We start from the raw sequence: 24,717 nt of genomic DNA on the forward strand, positions 1-24,717 counted from the left end.
TTCAACTATGATAACTCACGGCTATAGGTTCTACAACGGATAAATCAGATCGTTCACCTACTATAAGCTCTATATCATTTCCAAATGAGTTTGGGAGAAACGCCAAGTGATAGAATTGTAGAATGACCATTCTTCACTTTCTCCTGTCAGTTCTCCCGCATACTCGCCATCTGAATTTCGGGTAACCGTCAGCTTCCGCCAAGTGTATTTCCCTGCTTCATAATCGAAGGATTCCCCATCATCCTCGTACAATAGTCCCTCGCCAGGCTCCGATCCGAAATGGACAAGCTCTAGCGGAATCTGCGTTCCGGATGCTGGAACATGCGGCAAAGCAGGCATCATTGGGATGACAGATCCGCTTTTAACAAAAACAGGAATTCGCTCTAAACCAGCTTGAACGCGAATGATGCAGCCCCCGGTATAGCGCTCCCCGGTCTCCAACCCATACCAGATACCTGCTGGCAGCAGCACCTCTCGTTCATCTTCCCCTTCTACCAGCGGAGCTACCAACAGCGCTTCGCCGACCATATACTGGTCATCCCATTCTCTCACTTTCTTCTTGCCGTAAGCCGCGTCTGTCGTATTCAACTGTTGCTCCGCTTCGACAGCGTTCGCTTCGGCTTCAGCAATCTCAGAAGGAGAGATCACGAACGGCATGGCCTGGAAAGGAGGAATGCCTAGTTCACGATATCTGGCGAAAGCTGTATATAAATAGGGCAGCAGCCTCATCCGCAGCTTGATATAGTGGCGCACAACGCCTTCCACTTCCGGGAACGACCACGGCTTCGTACCATCCCCCCAAGCATTCAGCATGGCCAGAGGGGAGAAGCAGACGGTTTGCATACGACGCACCCAATCTTCAGCATTCCTCGCTCTGCGCACTTCCGGAGTCCACAGCAGACCGCTGAATGAAGAATTGCAAAGTGCCCGAATAAATTGCTTATGGTCATAAAGATCTGAGTAAAGTACGTAAGGCATCGTGGAGGCCGCAGCATTCGAAGCCCTCACCAGTCCGTAGGTTCTGCGATTTTTACTGCGAAACAGATCGTCTGTCATTTTCTGAAACATTAGCCCATACATCTGCCGCATCTGTTCGCCGTCCAGACCCGATGGGAACTTGGCATGTCCAGGGAACATCCAGGAATTGTTAGTCAATTCACTGCCGTCGCATTCATCCAGTTTGTAACCGGACACCCCGATGTTCACATGCTGCTGCTCATGCTGCTTTTTGTACAGATTTGCCGCCTCCGTCAGGGAGTAGTCAGGCGCAAGCCCCCCCCAAACCGTATGACTGCCTGAAAGCGGCTTCAGATCCGCATACAGCTCGCTCTTTGGGGATACGAAGGGATGCTCCCACAGATTCACGCGAAAGCCGTTTTGCTCCATTTTTTTCACAAATTGCTCAGGCTCAGGGAACCTGCTCTTCTCCCATTCATAAGTAACCGGATAGCTTTGGCTGTGCCAGCCTGGTTCCAGTCCGATCACATCGCATGGGAAATCATGAAGTCGGAACTGCTCCGCCTCCTCCAGGACCTGCTGCTCGCTATATAGCGTTGGAACGCGATGCCAGAAGCCCAGCCCCCACATCGGAGGCAGTACGCCGCCGCCACAATATAAATTATACCTGGACACCACGTCCGCAAGCGTAGGTCCACCAAACACATAGACGTCTGCGCCTTCAGCTGGAAGACGGATCTCCACACGTGAAGCGACCATCGTTGCTCGCCATCCCCGATCGCTATTGCGATCGCGAATCTCTTCGCTCTGCGTGTCCTCCTGCTTCATCGTGGACCCGCAATACATCGTAACGATCCGCGAAGTATCCACCCAAACGCCATATCCAAGATCGCTGATATAGAAGGGAACCGGAGCATGCGTTTCACCCGTATCCTGTTTAGGATCGCTGTTCACGCGTAAATAACGGTTTCTTCCTCGCTGATTCATCCGCAATAACTGAAGGCCTGTCCCATATAACTTCTCGGTGCGATAAAGCGGAAAGGACAGAATAAGACTGTCCCCAGCTTCCTCAAGCTGAATACGGTCCCAATCGAATGGCGGCGCCACTTGTGGCATTTGTTGCAAAGCTTTTTCTTGCGGAGAAACATTCATCCACGATAGTGGAGTGATCGACTGCGGTTTCTTGATCGTCAGGCGCCATACGCCTGGTGCTGATAATTGCCATGTCTTAGTATCCATGTCGAAATCTCCTTTCTTCTTATAGCGTCGGAACCTTAATTACTTGCGTTTGACCGGTTTCACTAGCCAGCTTTGCGTAATGGACAAGCGCTTGGGTTTTCAAATAATCCCTGCCGCTCGTTTCTGCTTCGCGCCCTTCCTGAAGGGACGCCAGAAATTCAGTCAGCGTATCCGTTTCATCCACACCGCTGAAGTCCGTAATCAACTGGACGTCTTCGCCGCGAATCACACGTATTTGCTTATCTGTCACTTCCATGGCGCCTTCCGTGCCTTCAAGCCGCCAATTGCCGCTCCACGGCGTTTCGCTCCCTCTGGAAGCAATCGAGGCGTGATAAGCAGCTGTGATGCCCCCCTCCATTTCAAGAAAGGCATAAGCATTAATACTGGCACCGTCTTCTTCCCATCCGTTAATCGGGTTGTATAGTTTGGCCTGTACACGCTTTCCTTCTTTTCCACAGAAATAACGAATCAGATCAAAATGGTGGACACCGATGTCATCCAAGATGCGTACGGTATATTTCCGCTCAACCTGATGGTATCTGTAAAACTGTATATCCATAGACGATAAGCTGCCGATGACACCTTCCTCCAAGAGCTGTTTCATCTTACGTATAATAGGCATTCTGCGATAATTCTCGGCGATCATGAAAGGCAGCTTTTCTTTTGCAGCTCGAGCAACGACCTCAATCGATTCCTCATAGTCAAACGAAATCGGCTTCTCGCACAATACAGCCAGCTTATGATCAAATGCTGCATGGTTCACCGTTGTGTGCATCATTGGTGAGGTTACGTTAACCAGAAAGTCCGCTTGCTCCTGTTGCAAGGCTTCTTCAAGTGACGTGTAGAAAGGGAACGGATCGTCATTCATCTTCGCCTTCATTGTAGGATCCACCTCAACAACAGCTGCCAATAACCCTCTATCTCGCAGACGCTTGTACCAGCTGAATCCTGCAGAACCCAAACCAACCAATATAGCCCTCATGGACAAATTACCTCCCTTGCCATAGAGATACTTACCTCTCCATCGCTTTGTTGCCTTCATTATAGGAATTATTCGATCAGTCAGATAGGATAAAATTAAGCTGGCATGTCATTTTTTACGATTTTAATCAAAAAGACTACAAACACTAGGGGTTCCGCCCTTAGATGATTGCAGTCTTTTTTTTCATTTGAATGGTTCCGCATTTGGGGCATCCATAAAGTTCAACTGTTATTTTGCGTGAATTTTCCTTGGTCGTAAAACGAGCATGAGAATCATTAGGCTCAACTTGTACATGAATAAAGGGTTGATCTAGTTCTATTTCAGTACCATATCCACACGCAAAACATTTAAGTACACTTGGATTCATAAACGAAGTCATCTCCAGTTTCATTTAAAATAATAATTAATACTTCACGGTGCAACTTTTCCGAATTCTTAAACTATTATACATATATTGTAAAACAAAAGACATCCCTGTGTTGTTTTGGCCACTTTACAAGGGCCAACTCCCGACCGGGAGTCGGAAAAACCTTGCCTGCGGCTAAGTCACCCAGTCCATGAACATTGAGGCAAGCCCAAGCCCTCCTAAAGAACTCAATACCCTTTATTCGATCAAAATCGCTCATTCTGAAAATCTAATGAATCCCTGATGCCCTATTTCAAGCAAATGATCACCTTTCCACCTAAGATTTGCTCGATAGCGTTAATCCAGTTCATTATATCGCCAAAGTAGCCATTTTCCGGTCTATAAGCATCCTACAGTTCATTAGATGTCCTTTGAGACCGAACCCCTCTAAAGCCAAGTCAGCGGTGGATGTCAGTACATAAGGGGAAAGCTTCGCTCACTCCAAACCCAAAAACATATATTCAAAAAAGGGCGATGAGTGATAAACACACTCATCGCCACAACCCTGTTGATAATCATCCTATTTTATATCGAGCATAATCGCTCCTTGCTTCTTATTCCAGCGGTCTGTCGCTTCTTTAATAATATCATTGCCACCTTTGGACTTATACTCTTCGATGACTTTTGGCCAATCGGAGATCGGCTCTTTACCGTAAATCATTTTGATCATGTGATCGATAATAATTTTTGGACCCACATCCGGTTGAGGAGCGGCGAGATCAGGAAATTTGGCGAAGCTGTTCAAATCTGGATAAAATCCGATGCCTGGCAAACCTTCTTTCGTCAAAACTTCATCGAATGCCTTCAAGGTCGCTTTGCCATCCTCGTTTAGCAGCAGTCTAGGTTTGTTGTAGGTGGAATCATGAACAGCCCACATCGTGCCGCTGCGGAACCCTTCTTCATCAATCTGTTCCTTGGTCGTCGGGAATTTATAGTTGATTTTACCGCTGCTGTCCTTCGTGTAAGTCTCTCCTTCAATCCCGAAAGTGAAGAACGTTTCGGCTTCCGGCGAGATCATCCATTCGAACATTTTGACAATGCCAACAGCTGTTTCCTGCTTCACATTTTTATTGATATAGAAGGTGCGAATAACTGGCGCGTAGTAGAAATATCCACCTTTTCCTTCCGGCCCTTTCGGAGAAGGAATAATGTCAATTTTTGAGCCTGGCACTGCTTGTTGTGCCTTGGTTCGGTATCCAGGCAAGCCGGAAGCGTTTTGCGACCATATTCCCGCTTTACCTGCCTCGATACTTTTCGTGAAGTCGGTCGAACTGATGGTAGCGAACTCTTTGGGAATCAACCCTTCGTCATACATCGTTTTATACGTGGTCAGCGCTTTTTGAACGTTCTCGACATCGAAAAATTTCGGGACAACCTGACCGTTCACCAGCTCAAATTGGTCTTTATATGGAAGAACATCGTAAGCTCCCAGAATAACGTCCGCATACTTGAAGTTTTCCCGCATTTGATACGGATTCTCGACGCCAAGCTTCTTGAACGCCCGCAGCACATTGAGAAATTCGTCTACGGTTTTGGGCGCTTGAAGCCCCGTTTTTTCTAATAAATCTGTGCGAATATAGGTCGAGCGACGGGAAGGATTACTCAAAAACTCAGGTATGCCATAGATCTTCCCGTTGTATGAGACACTATCCCAAGCGGATTTGGGCACTAATTTCAATAAATTGGGGGCATTCTGCTTCAGAAGCTCGTCCAGCGGCATAAAGACACCGTTCTCTACGGACCCAGACATCGACTTGCTCCCTGGCCCCCCAATGCTGCCAACCACATCAGGAATTTCGTTGCTTGCGAACATCAGGCCGAATTTGGAATCTTCCATTACTTTTACGTTCAGATCCGTATTCGTCAGTTCCTCCAGCTTCAGAATCCACTTATCCTTATTCAGATCCGGCACTGTGGTGTGATACCCTGTGTTGACCGTCGTTGGATAAAGCAGCGAGAATTTCGTCGGTTCCTTCTTCGTGTTGGCAGATGAAGGCTGCGGTGCAGCTGTGTTCGCTACTTTCCCATCTGTCGAACATGCGGTTAAAGCAGAAGCTGTCAACATGGCAGCCAAAGTAAGACTAATCGTTTTTTTCAACTTAACCCCTTCTTCCTTTTGTGTACTGTAAGCGATTTCATTAACTGTCTCTATCTTATTGAATATTTGGTGCTTTTTGTATGTATAAATTTAAGCTGCCCTGTGAATTTATACGATTAAGATTAACAGCTTCGCCGCCCTTAGTAATGAGCCTCCTGCAAGCGACCAATCCTAATAAGGGAACTGTAGGACGCTATTTTGGCAAATAGCAGGGTTGCTAGAGCAATAGCGGAACTACAGGGTCTTATCTCCATCAAAAGAGTTGAATTTCCCATGAAATAGCAAAATAGTGTACTGTAGTTCCCTCAACCTCGCAATAATGACGCTTTTTGCTAGAATAGCGCACTGTAGTTCCCTCCCTCTCCGCGCGAGCCAGCCAGACAACTCCTATAGAAAGACCGCCAAACAGGTTGGCGGTCCGGGCGTAAATCAGTTGATAAATTGCAGCGATAGCAGCATGCGCTTCAGAATTGCGGCAGCTTGTGCTCGCGTGGCTGGCTGATTAGGCGCGAAGGCATTGTCAGACACACCTTGAATGAGCCCGCCAACCAGTGCTTGCGAGACGGCTGCACGCGACCAGTCGCTGATAGCCATCCGGTCGGAGAAGCGATTTAATATCGCATTGTCAGCCTGGATTTCCTTGCCGCCTATCTGCATCGCCCGAATCATCATCGCTACCATTTGTTCGCGAGTAATGCTAGCGTTTGGCCGGAAGGTTCCGTCTTCATAGCCGTTGATCAAACCAGCTCGGTACGCCGTGCTCACAGCTCCGGCAAACCAGTCGCCAGGTTGTACGTCATGAAATCCATCCGTCTTCATTTCCATTAACCCCAGCGAACGAACGAGTATAGCCGCAAACTCTGCACGAGTGACTGTGAGCTCCGGAGCGAATTGCTGATCGGTTTTCCCGTCTACAATCCATTTATTCGCCAGCAGTTCGATATCTGCTTTCGCCCAATGCCCTTGCAAATCGGTAAACGATTTCTCGGATTGAATGACGGTATATACGCTATTGTGCGGCGAACGAATCGCAATCATGGAAGATCCGTTCTTCGTTGTAATTACCGCTGGCACGAAATGAATTTGGTTGTGCGAATCCACCCATACCGCTGTCACCTTGCTGGAATCAACCGTCCACGTACCCAAGCTAATCGTACGGCTGACATATATGCCGCCGAAATCACTCTTTTCTTTGCCGTTGACCGTGATCGTGAACGCAATCGGGTTGGAGATCACTTGCTTTGCCTTCAAGTTATTCACCGCTGCATTCACATCGTCTCCGGCTTTACCGGATACTTTGGCAATGGAGATACTTATGGTTGAATCTTTAGGCATATCTTTAAACAGACTTGCAGGCAACTCATAATTTGCACCGTTCGCTTGAATCTGTATCACGGCGCTCCTGTGCTTGCTGATCATGTTCTGGATGGCATTGCCTGGCAGCTCCACGTTAACGGTAGGCTCACTATCCTTCACCTCCATGAAGACAATCGGAGCTGCCAATGCTCTCTCCAGCTTATCCGCATCAACAATGACTTTCGTTACCGTCCTTCCATCGGACGTTGTTTCCTTCGTCACCTTAGCATCCTTTTCAAGATCAATAATGCCTGTTGAACCGACTGCAGGTGCTATCGCGCTGCCCGATCCCGATCCTGTTCCTGATCCCGTGCCTGAGCCACTGCCAGAACCCGAAGAATCATGCAATGCCCTAAAGCTAACCGCCGTTCCATAATCACTTGTAGTTCCATCCGCGTCAACCGCTTGAACAGCAAAAGAGTATTCATTGCCTGGTGCCAAGCCAGTCAATTCATACGCAAGAACATTGCCAAGCGATGCAATCTCTGAGTAAGTGCTGCCTGTAACGCTATAAATTTTATAGCCGACTACTCCCCTGCTTGCTTCTGCTGCTGTCCATTGCAGCTTCGCTGATCTTGCCTGCACATCTGAAACGGTCATCCTAAATGTACTTGGCCATCTCAGCTGTGTGACGTTAATAGCAGCCAGTGCTTTATAGGTTGAGCCTGTAACGGTTCCTTGTACGCTAAAGCTTCCTACAGCTGCATATTGGGATGCATCCACGTTGTTCCAGAGCACACCCAGAATCCGCGTCGTACTGTCGCTATAAACTGCCGTGACTACCGTTGGCAATATAGGCGCGATGCCTACTCTTGTTGTTACGCTGATCGGGGCAATGCTTGCAATTTGCGCCTGATGATCCGGCGGAACTAGTTCTGTCGGTTGAGCCGGCGCCGAAATCATAAACTTGCGGGAATACGTATCCGTTCCCTTGGACCTTACCGCTACTTTGGACAGATCGCTCACACTGCCCGGCAGCGTATAGCTTGTTGCGCCTGCCGGCAAGTCAGCAAGTACCGTTGTGTCATTATACACCTTGAACCCTTCGCTCAAAGCATTAGAGTCCCACTTCAGAACTTTCGCGGAAACGCTGGCCTCAACCCTCAGATTCTGTGGAGGCGTTGGTGCATTAAACACTTGAACTTGCGTAAGGCGCGGAGGTCCTGTAAGCTCCGTACCTGTATTATTTCCTGAAGAATTCTCCACCGTTACCTTGATATATCTTGAATGATAAGTTTTGCCAAGATCGATAGGATATGAACTATCAGCCGTATCCACCCCGCCGTTATTGTTGGCGGCAGCATACGTATACCCTTGGGCAGACCGTTTATCGACTTGGTTAAAGCTCACGGCATCAAAATCAGCAGCCGAAGTATGATTGGCCATATCATTTGATACATACACGGTTGCGCCTTTTAACCTGGTCGATTTTGCAAACAATCGAATTTGGCTGAAATCCATGGCCTGACCAAGATCGATGACGAAGCTGCCTTTTCTCGCCCCATCGGTACCCAACCATGAATAATCTCCGATTTGATCCAAGCTGGTCACATTGTTTACAGCCCATAATGTCGGGTCTTGCAAGACGCCATTAGTCAGTTTGTTTGCATTCCCGTATTCATTCCCCGCTGCCGATTGCATCTGGATCGAGTTGCCGGTTGCTGTCGGGCCTACGTTATACGCTTTTTTGTTTAGCGCAAGATTAACGGATGACAGACCTGACGCCACCTTGGTAATGGTGATGTCGGAGAGTTGCAATTCCGCGTCGAATGCCGAATTATTGCCGCCATTGGAACTGCGGTAAATGCCCCACTTCGGTCGTTCGTATTGGTCAAAAGCAGCCGGAAATTCGGTCTCAAAGTTGCTGCCTTTTTCCGGTCTTCTCCACAAGTCCTTCGTACCGTCAACTGCGCCTTGATTCACAAACGCTTGATAGACATCCGGGATGTCAAAGTTGTAAACCTTGCCCGTGACCATATCCGTGATCTGAATGGTGAACCAGCCAGAATCCGAAATAAGCGCGTTAAGCTCCACTTGAATCCAGTGTCCATCGATTTCTTTTAACGGAATGCTCATTGCTGTCTTATCGCCGTCTGAACGGTTATGATTCAACACTAGATTCCTGCTGGTCGTTCCCGAAATCGAGAAAGCGAGGAGATAGGCGCCGTTCTCGCCGCCGCTGTTGCCGCCCGGCAATGTATTAGCCTTCTGGGCATTCACAGCCTTCAACTGAAAAATATGTCTGAAGTTCGGTTGATTCCATTGGTTGCCGTCGCTAATTTTCCATTTCCATTGATAAGAAACCAGATCACCATTATAGGCAACCCAATCGTTGGTTGAATCTTCACTTGGGCGAATTTCAACTCTTTGCCTGTCATTCAGCGCTGCTCCGCCAACCACATAGCCTTTATCCCAATCGAAAACCCCTTTATGGCCGTATTCGCCGTCGCGGACCTTATCCGCGAATTCATTATTCACGCCTCTGCCGTACTCAAAGAGTTTGAACACATTTTTGTTCAGAACGTTGTCCCACACGTTCGTCACATGGTCGTCAGCTGCTGTCGCACGAGGCTGATCGCCATAAAATAGATGATAAGCGTCTCTGATCCGCTTGGTCACTCCTTCTACAGGCTCGTCAGTCCCCATTGCTCCGCCCAAAATGTTATAGGGAGATACGCCTTCGATCGCGTTCATCTTGATTGTCTTGGAATTCGCGCCATTTCCGCGGGCGGTTACATCGAGTGCGAATAGGGATGGGCTTCCGTTGTTGAAATTGAATGTAAAATCATTTGTGCCCAGTGGCAATTTAGCTAAATAGGAGGTTGCAAATGTTACCGTACTGCCTGACAATGAGTAATCGATCGTTGGCCTTAGAGCGGTGCCGCCTTTGGTTATACTAGTAAGCGCCTGCCCGCCAGCAAGGTTGATCGTTGTAGCTATAAGTGCGACTTGATCCCACGTGCTGTAAGTATCCTTAGCAGGAACCAGTGCAGTTGTATTCTCTGCTGCTTCCTTGCCTGAGATCGTCAACCCGGATATCCCCATCAGCGATGCCGTTTCATCCGTCTTCTTATCGCGAGGGCCGACCAGTACCGTGTTGATCGCGACATACCGGGCTGTGAACGGATATAAGAATGTTTTGTTGTCAAAGCCCCATTGTTGTCCGTTGTAAGTGACATAGGACCACAAACCTTCCGTTTCTGTCCCTCCGGCAAGCGTCCAGCCATTTGCCTTCCAATCGTAGAGGTTCGCCGAATCTGCGGCTGTTGGCGCACTTGCCCAAGAACTGAGATTACTAGAGTAATACACCTCAAATCTGGTCGCATTACTTTGGATATTGGCAATCGTATTCGGTATTTCAAGGTGCATTTTATCAATCGTTTTTGGAGCGCCCAAGTCCAGGGTTAATGCCAAGGAGGATGGCGAATAACTGCCCATATAGACATTGGAGCTTGAATTACGCCAGTAACCACTGCCTCCTGATCGCAAAGCGTCTACGCCCGGATGAGTAGAATCTTCCGAACTTACTTTAAGGTTCTGGCCCGCTATTGGCGTAAACTGGGATGGGGATAACAGGTTGATCGAGGCTTTCCTATCGGATGGTTCTCCAAAGATATTGAATACGTTGCTGCGTATTCCAGCCCCCTTGCCGCTGCCAAGCGTATTATTAACATCGGAGACAAGCAGTACATATTGAGCTTCAACAGGTACGGCCAACTTGTGATCAACCTTTTGATTGTTGCTAAGTGGCGTCGTTTTCCCCGCTCCTGGTATTGTCAGCCAAGATGCTCCATGTGCAGTCTCCAGTGGTTTTTCCGTTCCAACCGCGCTGGTCGAGAAATTATTGCCCTCCACAAGTTCATCATAAGCGGCTGCATCGTTGGTATAGTACACTTGATAATTTTTCAGATAGCTGCTGTTATTCGTCCATTCAATTTGAATTTCATCAACATTAATTTTCTTCTCCAGTTTGACAGCCGCCCAATATTGATGATTGCCTGCGTCTGTCGTTATGAGAGAGCTGTTGGCCTGCCAGTATGTGGCTGCGTTGTTATCAATAAAAGATTCTCTGGTACTTCCTGTGCTTCCTTTGGAGACAACCTTGATCGCAGACCCTGGAGTCACTGCCCAGTTGCGATAATTGGAAAGATTAACTTCAATATAAGGCCTGATGTTGTTAGTGTTCGTAATGCCTGAGCCGTTCAAGTCGCCATAAATCTTGTATTTTCCCATGATATCAGGCTTATAGCCGTCCGAGCTCCATGTTACGTTCATCTTTTCAATATTCCCCGTACTCATGGTTACATCAAGCTGTGAAGGCAATGCTAATTGACTAAAAGATGTACCTTGGGAAGCCGAAATTTCGTTCGGTCTTGCCCACGCCACAATATCCCTAGGCTGTGCATTAGGGTTCCAGCCATTAGGAAATACATAACTGTTCTTATCTCTTTTGATTAAGTATACATCCGACAGATACATGGTTGACGCTTGGAATTCGTCTGCATAGGCCGCGTCTCCGACGCCGTTATACATCCCATGGTAAAGGCCCCATTTGGATCGATTCTGCTGGCCCGCTTCTGTAGGCAGGTCAACTCTTTCAAGTCTTCCGGTAGTCGGATTCGCTGCTTCTGGGCGTCTGTATGTTTCGGCCGTCATCCCGCCTTCGAACAGCACATCACCTGTTGCAAGATCAACAAGCTTGCCATACATATACCCTTTATCAGCTGTCAAAATTGTGACTTGCAGATCTAGCCAGCGGTCCACCACTTTGTCAAAGGGAATTGTGAACAAAGGCTTGATCCGATCCGCATAGTTGGCATCCGGATTATTCCTGAATTCAAGTTGGCCCTTGCCTTCACTTGAAACAAGCGTAAGCGTAGCCACTGGCTGACCAGCTGCATTGCCCGCTACTTCTTTCAATTGAAAAATGTGCCAAAACCGATGCGGGTCAATAAAATCACCAGCATGCTTGTCACCCACATCCTGCTGGAACTTTAAGGTTTCCGACGGTAGCATAAGTCTCCAGTGATGGGTCATAATATCGCCGCCCACGCTATTGGCATCACGATTGGCTGCGTCTGTGTTGCTTTTAATTTCCAGCCGCTGACGGTCGCTGCCCACCGCGCCACGATCACCGTCGTCCCGGCTCACGCCATTTTGATCAACAAAAGGCTTGAATTCATGAAAGCGCAAAATATCTGAATTGAGTTTGTCGGTGCCGGGAACATGGGCGATCCCATATTTTGCAAGCGCATCCGCATCCTCTTTGCCTATGGTCTGCAAATACATGTTGTCTCCAAGCCATGATTCCTTAACGGTCGAAGCCGCAGGGTAGTCTCCTGAGCGGTCATAGACGGAGTCCGACCATGCTTTCCCGCTGTAGGATGAGGGAACACCCGGGCCCTCTATAGAACTTGTCGTGCTGCCGTTGCCGATTCTGGATGCGCCCATAACATCCCATACATCTTCCCCCGCCCGAATATTGAGCGGTATATAGGTTTCGTTAGCTCCTACAGCACCTGCGATAGGGGGTAATTGGCTTTCTACCGTAACCGTAATCGAATATTTCCGGCTATTGCTGCTGTCATTCTTATCTGTGACGACCAGATCATACAACGTAGTTCCGTTCGTTGAGAATTGATCCATTTTGGCATCACCCTTGTTGATGCCGCTGGCCGCAAACGAAATCGCTGTGGTTCCATTACTTCTGTAAAGTGCTGCCGTAGCGTCTAGACTTGTGGTTACATTCAGCATTTGGTATAAGGTGCCGTAGGGCAATGATATGCCAATGCTTGCATTTTGAAGATCAACTACTGCATTAGCCGGCTTGTTCACTTTTATTTCCAGCAAGCCTAAGCTGTCTCCCGTCACGGCGAGCGCCGTTGCTGTAGGAATGACACTACTCATAAGCGAAAGCACCAGTGCAAATGAAAGAAAAGAACTTACAGCCTTTTTTAGAACTTGTTGTTTATACATCATTAAAAACATCTTCGAGCCTCCTTGAGTCAACTACTGCTAATTTAAATGAGGGAGTCAAGACATCAGCTGCTAATCGCGTGGCAATCACAATGAATGCGCTACCAAAAATGCTGGTCATTGCATCTTTTCCCAATCTTATGTCTACGATCCTCTCCTTCCTGCCCTTAGTTTAATTAGTGTAAAGCACATGCTTGTTTCCGCGGATGGAAAAATTTATGGTGGCATGGTTTTTTTTAACATATAAAAAAGCTACCCTGCTGATGAGAGGTAGCTTGCTTATATGGCGGCTTGCGAATATCAGGATTCAGGATTTGACGGATCCAACCATCATCCCTTGAATGAAATGCCTTTGCAGGAACGGATACACAAGCAGGATTGGAATCGTCGCGATGACAATAACCGCCATCTTGATCCCTTCTGGAGAAAGCAAGAGCATTAATTCCGAAGAAACATCCGACTGGCCAAATTGGTCTGTGAATACAATTTCTCTTAAACGTACCTGCAGCGGTATCCAATTACGATGATCGATATAGAAGACAGCCTCCGCATACCGATTCCAATGACCTACTGCATACATGATCCCCATTGTGGCCAAAGCGGGCTTAGAAAGCGGCAGCACAATATTCCACAAAATACGGAACTCTCCGCATCCGTCAATTCTAGCTGAATCGAGCAGCTCCGATGGCAGGTTGAGGAAAAAGGATCGCATGACGAATAAATTGAATGCGCTAATCGCCATAGGGAGCATCAACGCCCACAGCGTATTGAGCAGCCCCAACTGTTTGACCAGCAAATAATTAGGAATTAGCGGAGCGCTGAAAATAAGTGTAAACAAGATCATCAACAGAATGGATTTACGGAACAAATATTCCGGTCTGGATAACGAGTAGGCCAGTGTTGTTGTCATGAACAGATTGATGAATGTTCCAAATACCGTGATGATAACACTATTGCGGAACCCAATCCAGATCGTCGGGTCCTGCAAAATAAGCTTGTAGCTTCCAAGTGTAAAGCCGACCGGCCAGAATGAGACCTCCCCTCCGTTAATCGCAACGTTATCGCTTAAAGATTGCGCAATAATATGGATAAGAGGCAGCACCATACTCAAGCCAATAGCGGCTAACAAAATGATGTTAAACAGATTAAACATTTTATGACCTTTTGTCATAATCATACTGATATACCTACTTTCCCTTCTGCATCAATACAAGCCTTCACCGGTCATCTTTTTACTGAACGTGTTGCTGAGCATGATTAAGGCAAGACCTACAACCGATTTGAACAGCCCGATAGCTGTTGTGTAGCTGTACTGGCGATCCACAAGGCCTGCCCGATATACGAACGTATCGATGATTTCCCCATTTTCACTGTTGAGCGGGTTCAGAAATACGAAGACGCGTTCGAAGCCGAAATCGAGAAAATTACCGATATGCAGCAGGAACAAAATAACAATGGTTGGCAAAATACTTGGAATTGTGATGGAAAACACTTGTCGAATTCGACTTGCTCCATCAATCTGTGCAGCTTCATATAGATCGGGATTAATTCCTGCAATAGCAGCCAAATAGATGATCGTCCCCCAACCGCTATCCTTCCATATCCCGGACCCGATCAGAATCGTCCGAATGTAACTATTTTCTCCCATGAAATAAATCGAATCGATGCCGAATAAACCAAGCAAGTGATTGACGATTCCCGTTGAAGGCGATAATACGCCTACAACAACCCCGCCTACGATGACCCAGGACAGAAAATGAGGCATATAGACTACGGTTTGGACAATTCGCTTGTAGGCCATGACCCGTAATTCATTGATGAGCAGGGCCAGTATAATCGGAATCGGAAAAGCGAAAAACAAATCGTAGAATCCGATCAAAATGGTATTTTTTAAAATCTGCAGAAAATCCGCATACGCGAACATTCGCTGGAAATTATCAAAGCCGACCCAAGGGCTTCCTTTTATCCCTTTGAAAATGTTGTAGTTTTGAAAAGCGATAACCGAACCCATCAACGGGATATATTTAAAAAGTAGAAAGTAAATGATACCGGGTATTGAAATCACGTAAATCGGCCAATTTTTTCGGATAAAGGCCCATTTCTGACTCCGCGATGAGAAATCGTAAACCATTCGATCGGATGGCTGAATTTTACTGGCCATGTTCTTCTCCCCTTCATGCCTGCTGCATTACATATACTTTGTTAATCCTGAATGCCATAACGCTTCGCAGCACTTTGATACAGCCACTCCTCCGCTATGCGAAAGGCCGTCTCCTGATCAATCCAACCGGCTTCGATTTGGTTCCACAGGAATTCTGCCACCAACCGTTTAATAACCAAAATTTTGCCATAGCTCCACTCGATCGAGCGGGCATCCGACACAATAAGCGAGCTTTTGATGGCAGGCAGCGCTTCTAGCCGGTATTGCATGCTGTCCCGATACGTACTCGCCCGGAAGTTAAACCACCAATGTCCCCCCACATGAACATTCGGGAAATTCCATGCCGCTTGCACGATATCCAAATTGTTAAGCTCGGTAGCTACTACAAGTTCGAACGGACAAGCATAAGCTTCAAATAAGGCAGACAGCTTCAGAATACGCGACGGGTCATTCGCCGGAATGGCGGTTCCGCACCATGAGCGTTCAACCCCGAGGAATAATTGAATGAACAATCCTCTTGCTTCAGCGGCCGCACATACTTCATGCAGAAGCATCATTAGGATCTCATCTCTCGTACTGCCTTGCCCAATGACAACCTTGCGGTTAGCACAGGCTTCATATCTCGGCAGCGTAGTCATGATGCCCCTACAGCCGTCTGCCTTGTACGTGTCCAACAATTGCCCCAGCTTCTCACGTGTTTGCACAAATACGGCGGCCGGGTCCTGCGATAATTCGATCTCCTTGACCCAACTTCCCAATTTCCCATCAATCCGCGGGATAAGAATGGCATTGTGTTTCATTCCTTGGAATTCCGCATGCTCTGGTATATTCACTACGAACCTGCGGGCTTGCATTCGATCAGCTACCTCTTGTGCCCAGCCGGTACTTTGTGCTGATTTCTTAACGGCCCTATCAGCTTCCCGCACAGAGGCAGCATCCCTGATCACAATACCGTATAAATCTTTGAAAATTTGTGTGAATGCTATGTTCATCAAGGTATTTCTTGTTCCATGATAAGCTTCCAAAAATGCTGCTATCCGCAAGTCCTCCGGAAGTTCCATAGCGTCTGCGGGATAACCTGCAGCCTGCATCTCGCGAAATAACCAGAAGTAATGAGCAATCTCCCAAAAGTCCCTAGCACCGAGGCGCTCCCCTACTAAGTGGGTATGGGTATCCAAAACAGGCAGCCGCATCATATACTCTGTAAATTCTTCTCTACTGGCATCCAATCCAATACTCATTCCTATCCCTCCTCTTCCATGAGTGTCTTGGCACGCAACTGTCAGCCTGCAAGAATTTGATCAATGAGAATCAATTCGTCCTGGGTAAAATTCGGTTGTTTCAAAGCAGCCACATTATCATCTAATTGTTTCACTTTACTTGCGCCTATTAATGCAGAAGTGACAAACCCCTTACGAAGAACCCAAGCCAGAGCCATCTGAGCCAGACTTTGCCCTCGCTCTTGAGCCAGTTTATTGAGCAGTCGCGACTTCGCAATCTTATCTTCTGTAATGTCTTCAGGTCTTAGGAATACACTCCCTCCGGCCGCCCTGGAATCGGCTGGAATGTTGTCCAAATAACGATCCGTCAGGAGCCCTCTGGCTAATGGACTATAAGCGATCGATCCAATGCCCTCTCTGGCCAGCACGTCCTGCAGACCTTGTTCCAAGCGTCTTTCGAACATCGAATAGTGGACTTGGTGAATGACGAAAGGCGTTCCAAGATTTTTTAACAGGGAGGCCGCCTGCTCCGTTTGTTCGGCATTATAGTTGGAAACGCCAACGTACAACGCCTTGCCCTGCCGAACAGCCTGATCCAAGGCACCCATTGTTTCTTCCAAAGGCGTCTCGGCATCAAATCGATGCGAATAATAGATATCGACATAGTCCAAGCCTAACCGTTTCAAGCTTTGGTCTAGGCTGGCAAGCATGTTTTTACGCGAGCCCCGCTCCCCATAAGGGCCGTCCCACATGCGATAGCCAGCTTTCGTGGCAATGATCAGCTCATCGCGATACACCTGAAGATCCTTCTTCAAGATTTGTCCGAAGGTTTCTTCAGCCGAACCTGCAGGAGGTCCATAATTATTGGCAAGATCGAAGTGCGTTATACCCAGATCAAATGCGTGCCTGGCCATAGCTCTGCTGTTCTCGAATGTATCGACGCCTCCAAAATTATGCCACAAGCCAAAGGAGATTGGCGGCAGCTTAAGTCCGCTTACTCCAGTTCGATTGTAAGGCATTGCTGTATAGCGATTTTCCTTAGCCAAATAGTTCATTGAAATAACCTCCCAGAATTGTACGAGCTTCCATTGATTCTGTTACAAAGTAATAGTCGCAACACCCGACGCCGGAATCGCCAATTGATGAATCCCGCTCGTCAACAGAACAGCCAGCTCTTCCACCATGTCTCCTGAGCAGTCTGTTATGACCAACTTGGCGGCTCCAATTTCATCAGACACCTCCAGATAGAGGCCGTCTTGCCTTCTGCCGTTGACCACGATCCACTGGGACACTGACGCGTCTATAGGCACAATAATGTCCTGATGAGCGACGATAATCCCTCTATCTCCTTTCACCGAGCGAACAAGCGGATACAGCAGTTCCGGATGCACCGGCTCAATGCGGCCGTCCAAGAGCAGCTCGCGATTTTCTTTCCAGAAGCTAAGCCAGTAGGTGAGCATCGACAAATGAGCAGGCGGCAGCTTATCCAGCAGGACGGACACCTGAGGCACTGCGAACAGACAGTTAATCAACTGAAGCGCCGCACTTTCCACTGGCTCCTCCGGATGCCACATGATCATATCCGCATGGGCCGCTGTATCTCCGCAGATCAAACGGATATCAAGTGTTCGCACACGGTTCTGAATGCTGTCATTCGGACAATCCGAGGCTCGGAACATATTCCCGTACTTACGCATAGCCGGGCCGATGTACATTTGGCGGAATTCAATCATAATTTCCGGGTTCAATTCTCTTAGCCTATCGATCGTATCCGTCAAAAGCCGATCAACCGCCGCCGGTATCGACTCATAATCCTTCCCTTCTACCGTAGAGGGAAGCTGAAGCTCTGGCGAATAGAAGGTGTCGATGAAGTCAAGCTTGAATCCGTCCAAGCCCCATTCCCTCACCGCATCTTCATATTTGTGAATAATATATTCCCGGACATCCGGGTATCTCGGATCGAGCACCGCAGCCCCATGACTCTCATTAAATCGCAGAATCTTATCTTGGAACCGCCCCCACGCCTTGCTGTGCTTACCGATAAAGGGAACTGAATACCAGAGGATAAATTTCATGCCTATGGCATGAACAGCGTCCACATGCCGCTTCATAGCGGGGAATTTGCCATCGAAAGTCTCCCAATCGCCACAGTACGCATACCCCCTGCGGTTGTCTTCCGTCTGCCAGCCATCGTCAACGATGACGGCCTCCATCCCTAACTTTTTGGCAATTCGGCACTGCTCTTCAATCTGTGTATCTGTTACATTCTGATGCATGCTGTACCAAGTCGAATACATGGGCTCTCTAGCCGCTGCCGGAACGAATGCCGGACGGTATTCAGGCATGGCACTCCACCACTCCTGTACGCCTTGCAAGCATGCATAGTAAGGAATATCTCTGGTATCGACGAGCAGCTTAGCTTCATATTCCTGGAAAGGCGCTGTCGTTTCGGCAAACAATTGGACCTTGCAATGAAAGTCCGCTGTTTCCTCGCTGATGGCTCCCGAGTAGTAAACCGTGTTCAGAGCATCCGAATAAGCGAATGTTAGCCTATTGCGACCTACACTGTTGAATAGAGCATAGACAGGAGCTGAGGCTGCCGCGTTGGAACGCAAAGTGCGCATCCAGTCAGCCTTAAAGCTTCTATTCCGATCTTGGGCAGGATGCCAGCTTCCCTGAATATCACAAGCAGGATGCGACCACCCTAGTGTAAGTTGAGCAGGCGTCGAGGCAGTGTCAGCTTTCAATCGCAGCGTAATAAGATCGAGACCTTCCTGAAGCTTTTCAGCAGAGAGAGAGACCGTAAATGGATGATCTGCCCCCGACAGTGTAAAAGTGTGTGTATCTGTAGAAATGATCTTGTTCAAACCTATTCCCCCTGTTGCTGATTCTTATGGCGGTTCATGCCTGCATGGCACCACACGGTCACAATCGGATCATCCTCACTCGAATTAAGGTGATGATCTTCCCCAGGTTCAACAATGAAGATATCTCCGGTTGTGACCGGCATATGCTCCCCATTTATCTCCAGCGTGCCGCTTCCCTGCATGATGATAAAGGCTTCACAATCGCCATGAACATGATAATCCCTTCCGTCCGGCCCATCATTGGTGTGGCTGCGCTCTCCTCGTTTCGCGAAAGAAAGACCGCCTGAAGATAAATAATCACCTGGTAAAACATCCTGCAAAATATGCCCGCTCGTCTTATTCTGCAAATCGCTTAAACGCAGTTTTTTCATCTGTCATTCCTCCACTTTCAAACGGTAAAGGCGGCTCCGGAAGTCACCTTTCCAGATTGGCAATTTAAGACCTATATGCATCAAGGCATCGCCACCTAAGCTTTCCAACAACTCTTCCGGAGCATAAGCATCGAACACCTGATAATTGCTTCCCGCCTCCAAGCCCTTTAGCAGCAGCTTCTTAAGTGGCGCGTTGGCTTCACCCAGCACTTGGAAATAAGCGACCAACGCTTCCTTGCGATCTGCTGAAACGAACATCCAGGCGGCATCAACACCTTGAAAAGGGCTGCTTAGTCGGTAAAACTCTCCGAATTGGATCAACGGGCGCAGTTCTCTGTAGAGCGCGACCTGCCGCTTCACGGCTTCCTTTTCCTCTTCCGTCATGAGGGTCAAATCCAGCTCATAGCCCAAATTGCCTGACATCGCAACATCTCCCCGCATATCCAGCGGCGTCGTGCGATGCACTTGATGATTAGGCACCGCGGAAACATGCGCGCCCATTGAACTGATCGGATATACGATGCTTGTTCCGTATTGAATCTTCAAGCGCTCTACCGCATCCGTATTATCGCTGGTCCACGTCTGCGGCATATAGTAAAGCATGCCTGGATCGAACCGTCCGCCACCACCGGAGCAGCTTTCGAACAGCACCTGCGGGAATGCAGAGGTCATGCGCTCCATCACCTCGTACAGCCCGAGCATGTAGCGATGCGCCGTCTCCCGCTGCCGCTCCGGCGACAGCAGGGCGGAGCCGATTTCCGTCATATTCCGGTTCATATCCCATTTGACATAAGCAATAGGGCTGCTTGCCAGAATCTCTGTCATGACAGTTACGATGTAATCCCGCACATCTTTACGGGAATAATCAAGAATAAGCTGCTTTCTCCCTTCGGTCCTGCGCCGATTAGGCACGTGCAAACACCAGTCGGGATGAGCACGATACAGCTCGCTATCCGGAGATACCATCTCCGGCTCGAACCACAAGCCGAATTCCAACCCTTGCTGATTCACTCGGTTTGCCAAATCCGGCATCCCCTCCGGCAGCTTGTTTCGATCAACGAACCAGTCGCCAAGCGAGCTTGTATCATCGTCTCGCTTGCCGAACCAGCCATCGTCCAGCACCAGAAGCTCTAGACCGAGCTCCTTTCCGACCTTGGCAAGCTTCTCAATCGTATCCGCCTTGAAGTTGAAGTATGTGGCTTCCCAGTTGTTGATGAGAATCGGCCTCTGACGATCGCGAAACTCGCCACGGCATAAGCGTGTGCGATACAGCTTGTGATACGTGCGTGACATCCCGCCGATGCCTTCTGCTGAATAAACGAGCACAGCCTCCGGCGTTTGGAACGCTTGCCCCGGCTCCAGGAGCCAGGAGAAATCAAATGAGTTGATCCCCATAACAACGCGAGTGGTACTGTAGGGGTCTACTTCCGCTTGCATAACGAAGCTGCCGCTATACACAAGACTGAAGCCGTAGGCATCTCCGTGATCTTCATCCGTCGCCTTTGACAACAGAGCCATGAATGGGTTGAGCGAATGACCGCTGCTCCCCCTGCGGCTCTCGATCACAGAGCCGCCTGTTGCAAGCGGGCGTCTTTCGATATGGCGCTCACGTGCCCAGGCACCTGACAGGTGCAGCAGATCGAAGTCCGCGCGGGCGAAATCGATTCCTAAGCTTAACGCGCGAAGAAGTTTTATCGGACGATCACCACCATTCACGAATCGCACAGAACGGGTCACCGCATCGAAATCACGAAATACGGTATACGTGAGAATCGCCTTCAAGCCAATCGTTTCATCGACCAGGACGATGTCGAGGCTCTCCGCTTCGCTGTCCTCTTCCACATAGGTAGCCGGCAAGCCCTCCAGCTGCGGTTTGCCCGCATAAATCCGATGGGACTCATAAATCAATTCGCTGACTGTCGTCCCATTATCCAGTTGAACCTGATAGGCTGGAACACGATAATCGCTACCTCCATAAGTTGGAAATTCCTGCGGCATCGTGTCCAGCGAGATCATCAGATCGTCCGGATCTGTCGATGGCGAGAAGGAGCAGCGACGTCGTATCGCGAGCAAGCTTCCCAGATTGCTGTCTCGTACGCCGCGTCCCCAATGAACATGGGCGAGGTACTTCGACTTCATGAGCTGCATGATATAACTGGATGACTTCCCTTGAAGATGGAAGGTTTGCGAATCCGTATTATAGACAATTCCCATATCCCGTTCTCCTCTAGACCTTCACATTTTTCCAAACCATGCGTTTGAACCTGAAATAAATCAAATTAGAGCGCAAATATTGATCGCAGGCAACAGCGCTCCATAAACCGATCATGCCCCAAGCAAAGACATTGACAAACAAGTAACTGAGCATAACACGCACGCCCCAGACACCTATCAATGTCACGTACAAAGGGTAGCGAGTGTCCCCCGCTCCCCGGAGGGCCCCGCCGAGAATGAACTGCGAGATTTGCGAAACCTGAATGATACCTACGATCCTCAGGGCCCAAGCCCCTTCCCGAATAATCGTGGCGTCATTCGTGTAGAGCCTGAATATCGAAGGAGCGAATAGAATGAATCCCGCTCCCATAACGGCCGCCACCATCATGCCGTATTTCCTGATTTGCCAGACATACCGCTCGGCGAGATCCGGATTGCTGACGCCAAGCGTTTGACCGACCAACGTCGAAGCCGCTATTGCAAAAGCAATCCCTGGCATAAACGAGATGCCGATAATGCTTGTCACGATTTGCGACGCGGCAACAGCTACCGTTCCAAGCCCTGCGCAAATTTTGACGAATGTCATAATGCCCAGACGCATAATGAGCTGTTCCAGGCTCGAGGGGATACCAATCTTCAACATTCGTTGAATCACGTTTCTATCCAATCGGCTTATATCTGCCCAACCTAGACGAACCACTAACTTTCCGCTGAACATAACGACAATGAAGCTGACCATCGCTACGCCCTGAACCGCTAATGTCGAGATAGACGCTCCTGTTATCCCCATTTCCGGCAAGCCCAGATAGCCATAGATCAGCACAAACCCCAAGGAAATAGAGAAACATCCCGACAGCACGTTAATTTTCATCGGAGTCCGCGTATCCCCCGCCCCTCGCAAGATAGCGGACAATGCTGACGAGATGGAGGAGAAGCCGATGGACAGAAACATCAATTTGGCATACTTCAAACCATATTGAACGACCTCGGCACTCGCCCCCATCAGCCGCAGCATGTCCTCTGCATAGACGATGCCAAGTACAATAACGAGGATAGAGATTACGGAGCCAAGCATAAGCGATTGACCTGCAGCCCGGTTGGCATCCCCGCTATTCCCCGCTCCGGTGGAACGGGCAACGATCACCGTAGTACCCGTATTAAGCGCGGCAAAAAGAACAGTCAATAACATATACGGTTGACTCGTTAATCCAACGGCTGCAACGGCAACCGCGCCTAGGTGGCCCACCAGAATCATCATCACCATTTGGATGATATTAATGAGCAGCATCTCCGTCAAAGCCGGGCCCGCAAGACTGAAAATGATTCGGCGAATCGCTTTATCATCACCCGGATCAACGGTTACGGATTCGTTGTTGGACTTCTCCTTTAGATAGGCCATCCAGGTAAATACGCTTTCGTATTTTGCAGCATCTGATCGAACAGCACCTCGGCTTGGTTCACATCCAAGTTCACCAACGGATCGCTCACGAAGGCATGGAACGCTAACCCTTTGTCCTTTTGGAGCGCAGCCTTCATAATAAGCTCCTGATTCATCGTGTGTTGCAGCACCAGATTATTGACTTCCATCGGCAGCTCTCCTGCAAATACGGGACGCAGACTGTTCGCCGAGAATACGGCATTCGTTTCAACGACAGCTCCAAGCGGAATCCCTTTCATTTGTCCTGCATTCGGAATGTTAATATTCGTTACGAACTGCTGCAGCCCGATCAGACCTTTTAACTGCCTAACTTCCTCTTCTCCCGATGCCTTGAGAGGCAGCTTCTCCTCGCCGCTGAGCAGCTTGCCGTAAAACTGCTCGATGCCTGCCTGCTTGTCAACACGGCTTTGCACAGTCGTCAAGCCAAACTTCCAGGAACGAACCGTTTCCGGATCTTTCAAATACCAGGGAGGCAGGAATTCTGCCAAATGCCGATCCCCCGCTGCTGCGATGAGGCCATACCGCCGAAATAAATCAAACTTCACGCGGTTTGCCGCTGTATACGTGTTCGTCACCCAGGCATCTTTACTATTTTCAAAGCCGGAATCATAGTACTTATCAACAAACTTGCGATACATGGGCATTAAATCCATATTTTGATAAGTTGCCTGATCGATCCATGTAAAATGATTAATGCCGAGCACATTCACTTTCACCTGATCGCGGTGCACACCTTCGATGCCTGCCATGTCATGCAGCATACGAATCAAAAGCCCTTGCGTACCGAATATTTCATGGCAGCAACCCAGTGCTTTGATCTTGGGAAATACTTCGAAAAGCGCTCGCGTACACAGTGTCATTGGATTGGTATAGTTGAACACCCAAGCATCCGGCGAAAAGCGTTCAATCGCTTGGGCGATGTCCACATACATAGGAATCGAGCGCAGCGCCCTGAATAAGCCACCAGGACCGGTTGTATCGCCTACAGCTTGATAAATGCCATATTTTTCCGGTTCATGAACATCGGAAGCCATCTCGCGGAACGTTCCAGGAAGAATCGAAATGAAGACAAAATCACACCCCGTAAGCGCCTCCTGAAGCGTGGGATAAGCCTTGTATTGCCATTTAGACTTCGTTTCTGTGTAATTAGAAACGGAATTGCCCAATTTCTCATTATTTTGAGCTTTGTTATAATCAAGGTCATACAAGCGAATCGTACCCGATAGTTGATCATCAAGCGCCAGATCGGCAATCAGATTTTTGGCCCAATACATGGATCCTCCGCCAATATAAGCGATTTGGATTTCACTGACTTTCTCATTCGCAAACTTCATCTTGCTCCTCCTCAAAGTCTTCCCTTTTCTCTTAATGACTGACTGGATCGTGCATATGCTATCAGTATAGAAAACAATTCCACAATGCGGGATGGCAA

The 24,717-nt window shown here is 48.5% G+C and carries 14 protein-coding genes; all 14 read right to left on the reverse strand.

All coding sequences use genetic code 11. The features are described from left to right. Nucleotides 1-69: 69 nt before the first annotated feature. The 14 genes from LOZ80_RS23405 to LOZ80_RS23470 all read right to left on the reverse strand — a co-directional run bounded on the left by LOZ80_RS23405 (nt 70) and on the right by LOZ80_RS23470 (nt 24,619). Complete coding sequence (locus tag LOZ80_RS23405) at nt 70-2,196, reverse strand: TIM-barrel domain-containing protein (RefSeq protein WP_238166959.1); 2,127 nt, start codon at nt 2,194-2,196, stop codon at nt 70-72. 19 nt (nt 2,197-2,215) lie between these two features. Continuing rightward, the gene (locus LOZ80_RS23410; protein WP_238166960.1) at nt 2,216-3,178 is read right to left on the reverse strand and encodes a Gfo/Idh/MocA family protein; all 963 of its coding nucleotides are present in this window, start codon (nt 3,176-3,178) and stop codon (nt 2,216-2,218) included. Between the two features lie 160 nt (nt 3,179-3,338). Further along, nucleotides 3,339-3,545 carry a hypothetical protein gene (locus tag LOZ80_RS23415; RefSeq protein ID WP_238166961.1) on the reverse strand — a complete coding sequence of 69 codons (207 nt, stop codon included), beginning with the start codon at nt 3,543-3,545 and terminating at the stop codon, nt 3,339-3,341. Nucleotides 3,546-4,104: 559 nt separating this feature from the next. Then, nucleotides 4,105-5,682, reverse strand: coding sequence for an extracellular solute-binding protein (locus LOZ80_RS23420; RefSeq protein WP_238166962.1), 1,578 nt, complete (start codon nt 5,680-5,682; stop codon nt 4,105-4,107). A 429-nt stretch (nt 5,683-6,111) separates the two neighbouring features. Continuing rightward, complete coding sequence (locus tag LOZ80_RS23425) at nt 6,112-13,026, reverse strand: S-layer homology domain-containing protein (RefSeq protein WP_238166963.1); 6,915 nt, start codon at nt 13,024-13,026, stop codon at nt 6,112-6,114. Between the two features lie 295 nt (nt 13,027-13,321). Beyond that, nucleotides 13,322-14,191, reverse strand: a complete 870-nt coding sequence (locus LOZ80_RS23430; RefSeq protein ID WP_238166964.1) for a carbohydrate ABC transporter permease — start codon at nt 14,189-14,191, stop codon at nt 13,322-13,324. A 27-nt stretch (nt 14,192-14,218) separates the two neighbouring features. Next, nucleotides 14,219-15,175, reverse strand: a complete 957-nt coding sequence (locus LOZ80_RS23435; RefSeq protein WP_238166965.1) for an ABC transporter permease — start codon at nt 15,173-15,175, stop codon at nt 14,219-14,221. Nucleotides 15,176-15,216: 41 nt separating this feature from the next. Then, nucleotides 15,217-16,416 carry a glucuronate isomerase gene (locus tag LOZ80_RS23440; RefSeq protein ID WP_238166966.1) on the reverse strand — a complete coding sequence of 400 codons (1,200 nt, stop codon included), beginning with the start codon at nt 16,414-16,416 and terminating at the stop codon, nt 15,217-15,219. Nucleotides 16,417-16,457: 41 nt separating this feature from the next. Further along, nucleotides 16,458-17,450: an aldo/keto reductase gene (locus LOZ80_RS23445; protein ID WP_238166967.1), complete on the reverse strand. Its 993-nt coding sequence runs from the start codon at nt 17,448-17,450 to the stop codon at nt 16,458-16,460. 42 nt (nt 17,451-17,492) lie between these two features. Beyond that, entirely contained in the window at nt 17,493-19,262 is a 1,770-nt protein-coding gene (locus tag LOZ80_RS23450; RefSeq protein WP_238166968.1) for a glycoside hydrolase family 36 protein, read from the reverse strand. Nucleotides 19,263-19,264: 2 nt separating this feature from the next. Further along, nucleotides 19,265-19,633 carry a cupin domain-containing protein gene (locus tag LOZ80_RS23455; protein ID WP_238166969.1) on the reverse strand — a complete coding sequence of 123 codons (369 nt, stop codon included), beginning with the start codon at nt 19,631-19,633 and terminating at the stop codon, nt 19,265-19,267. 3 nt (nt 19,634-19,636) lie between these two features. After that, nucleotides 19,637-21,847: an alpha-galactosidase gene (locus tag LOZ80_RS23460; RefSeq protein WP_238166970.1), complete on the reverse strand. Its 2,211-nt coding sequence runs from the start codon at nt 21,845-21,847 to the stop codon at nt 19,637-19,639. A gap of 13 nt (nt 21,848-21,860) precedes the next feature. After that, a complete protein-coding gene (locus tag LOZ80_RS23465; protein WP_238166971.1) occupies nt 21,861-23,246 on the reverse strand; it encodes an MATE family efflux transporter in 1,386 nt (461 codons plus the stop codon). Beyond that, nucleotides 23,234-24,619 (reverse strand): family 4 glycosyl hydrolase, encoded by a 1,386-nt coding sequence (locus LOZ80_RS23470; RefSeq protein WP_238166972.1) that lies wholly within the window; start codon nt 24,617-24,619, stop codon nt 23,234-23,236. Before LOZ80_RS23470 ends, LOZ80_RS23465 begins: the two co-directional genes overlap by 13 nt. Nucleotides 24,620-24,717: the final 98 nt, after the last annotated feature.

Source organism: Paenibacillus sp. HWE-109, from assembly GCF_022163125.1.
GTDB lineage: Bacteria > Bacillota > Bacilli > Paenibacillales > NBRC-103111 > Paenibacillus_E.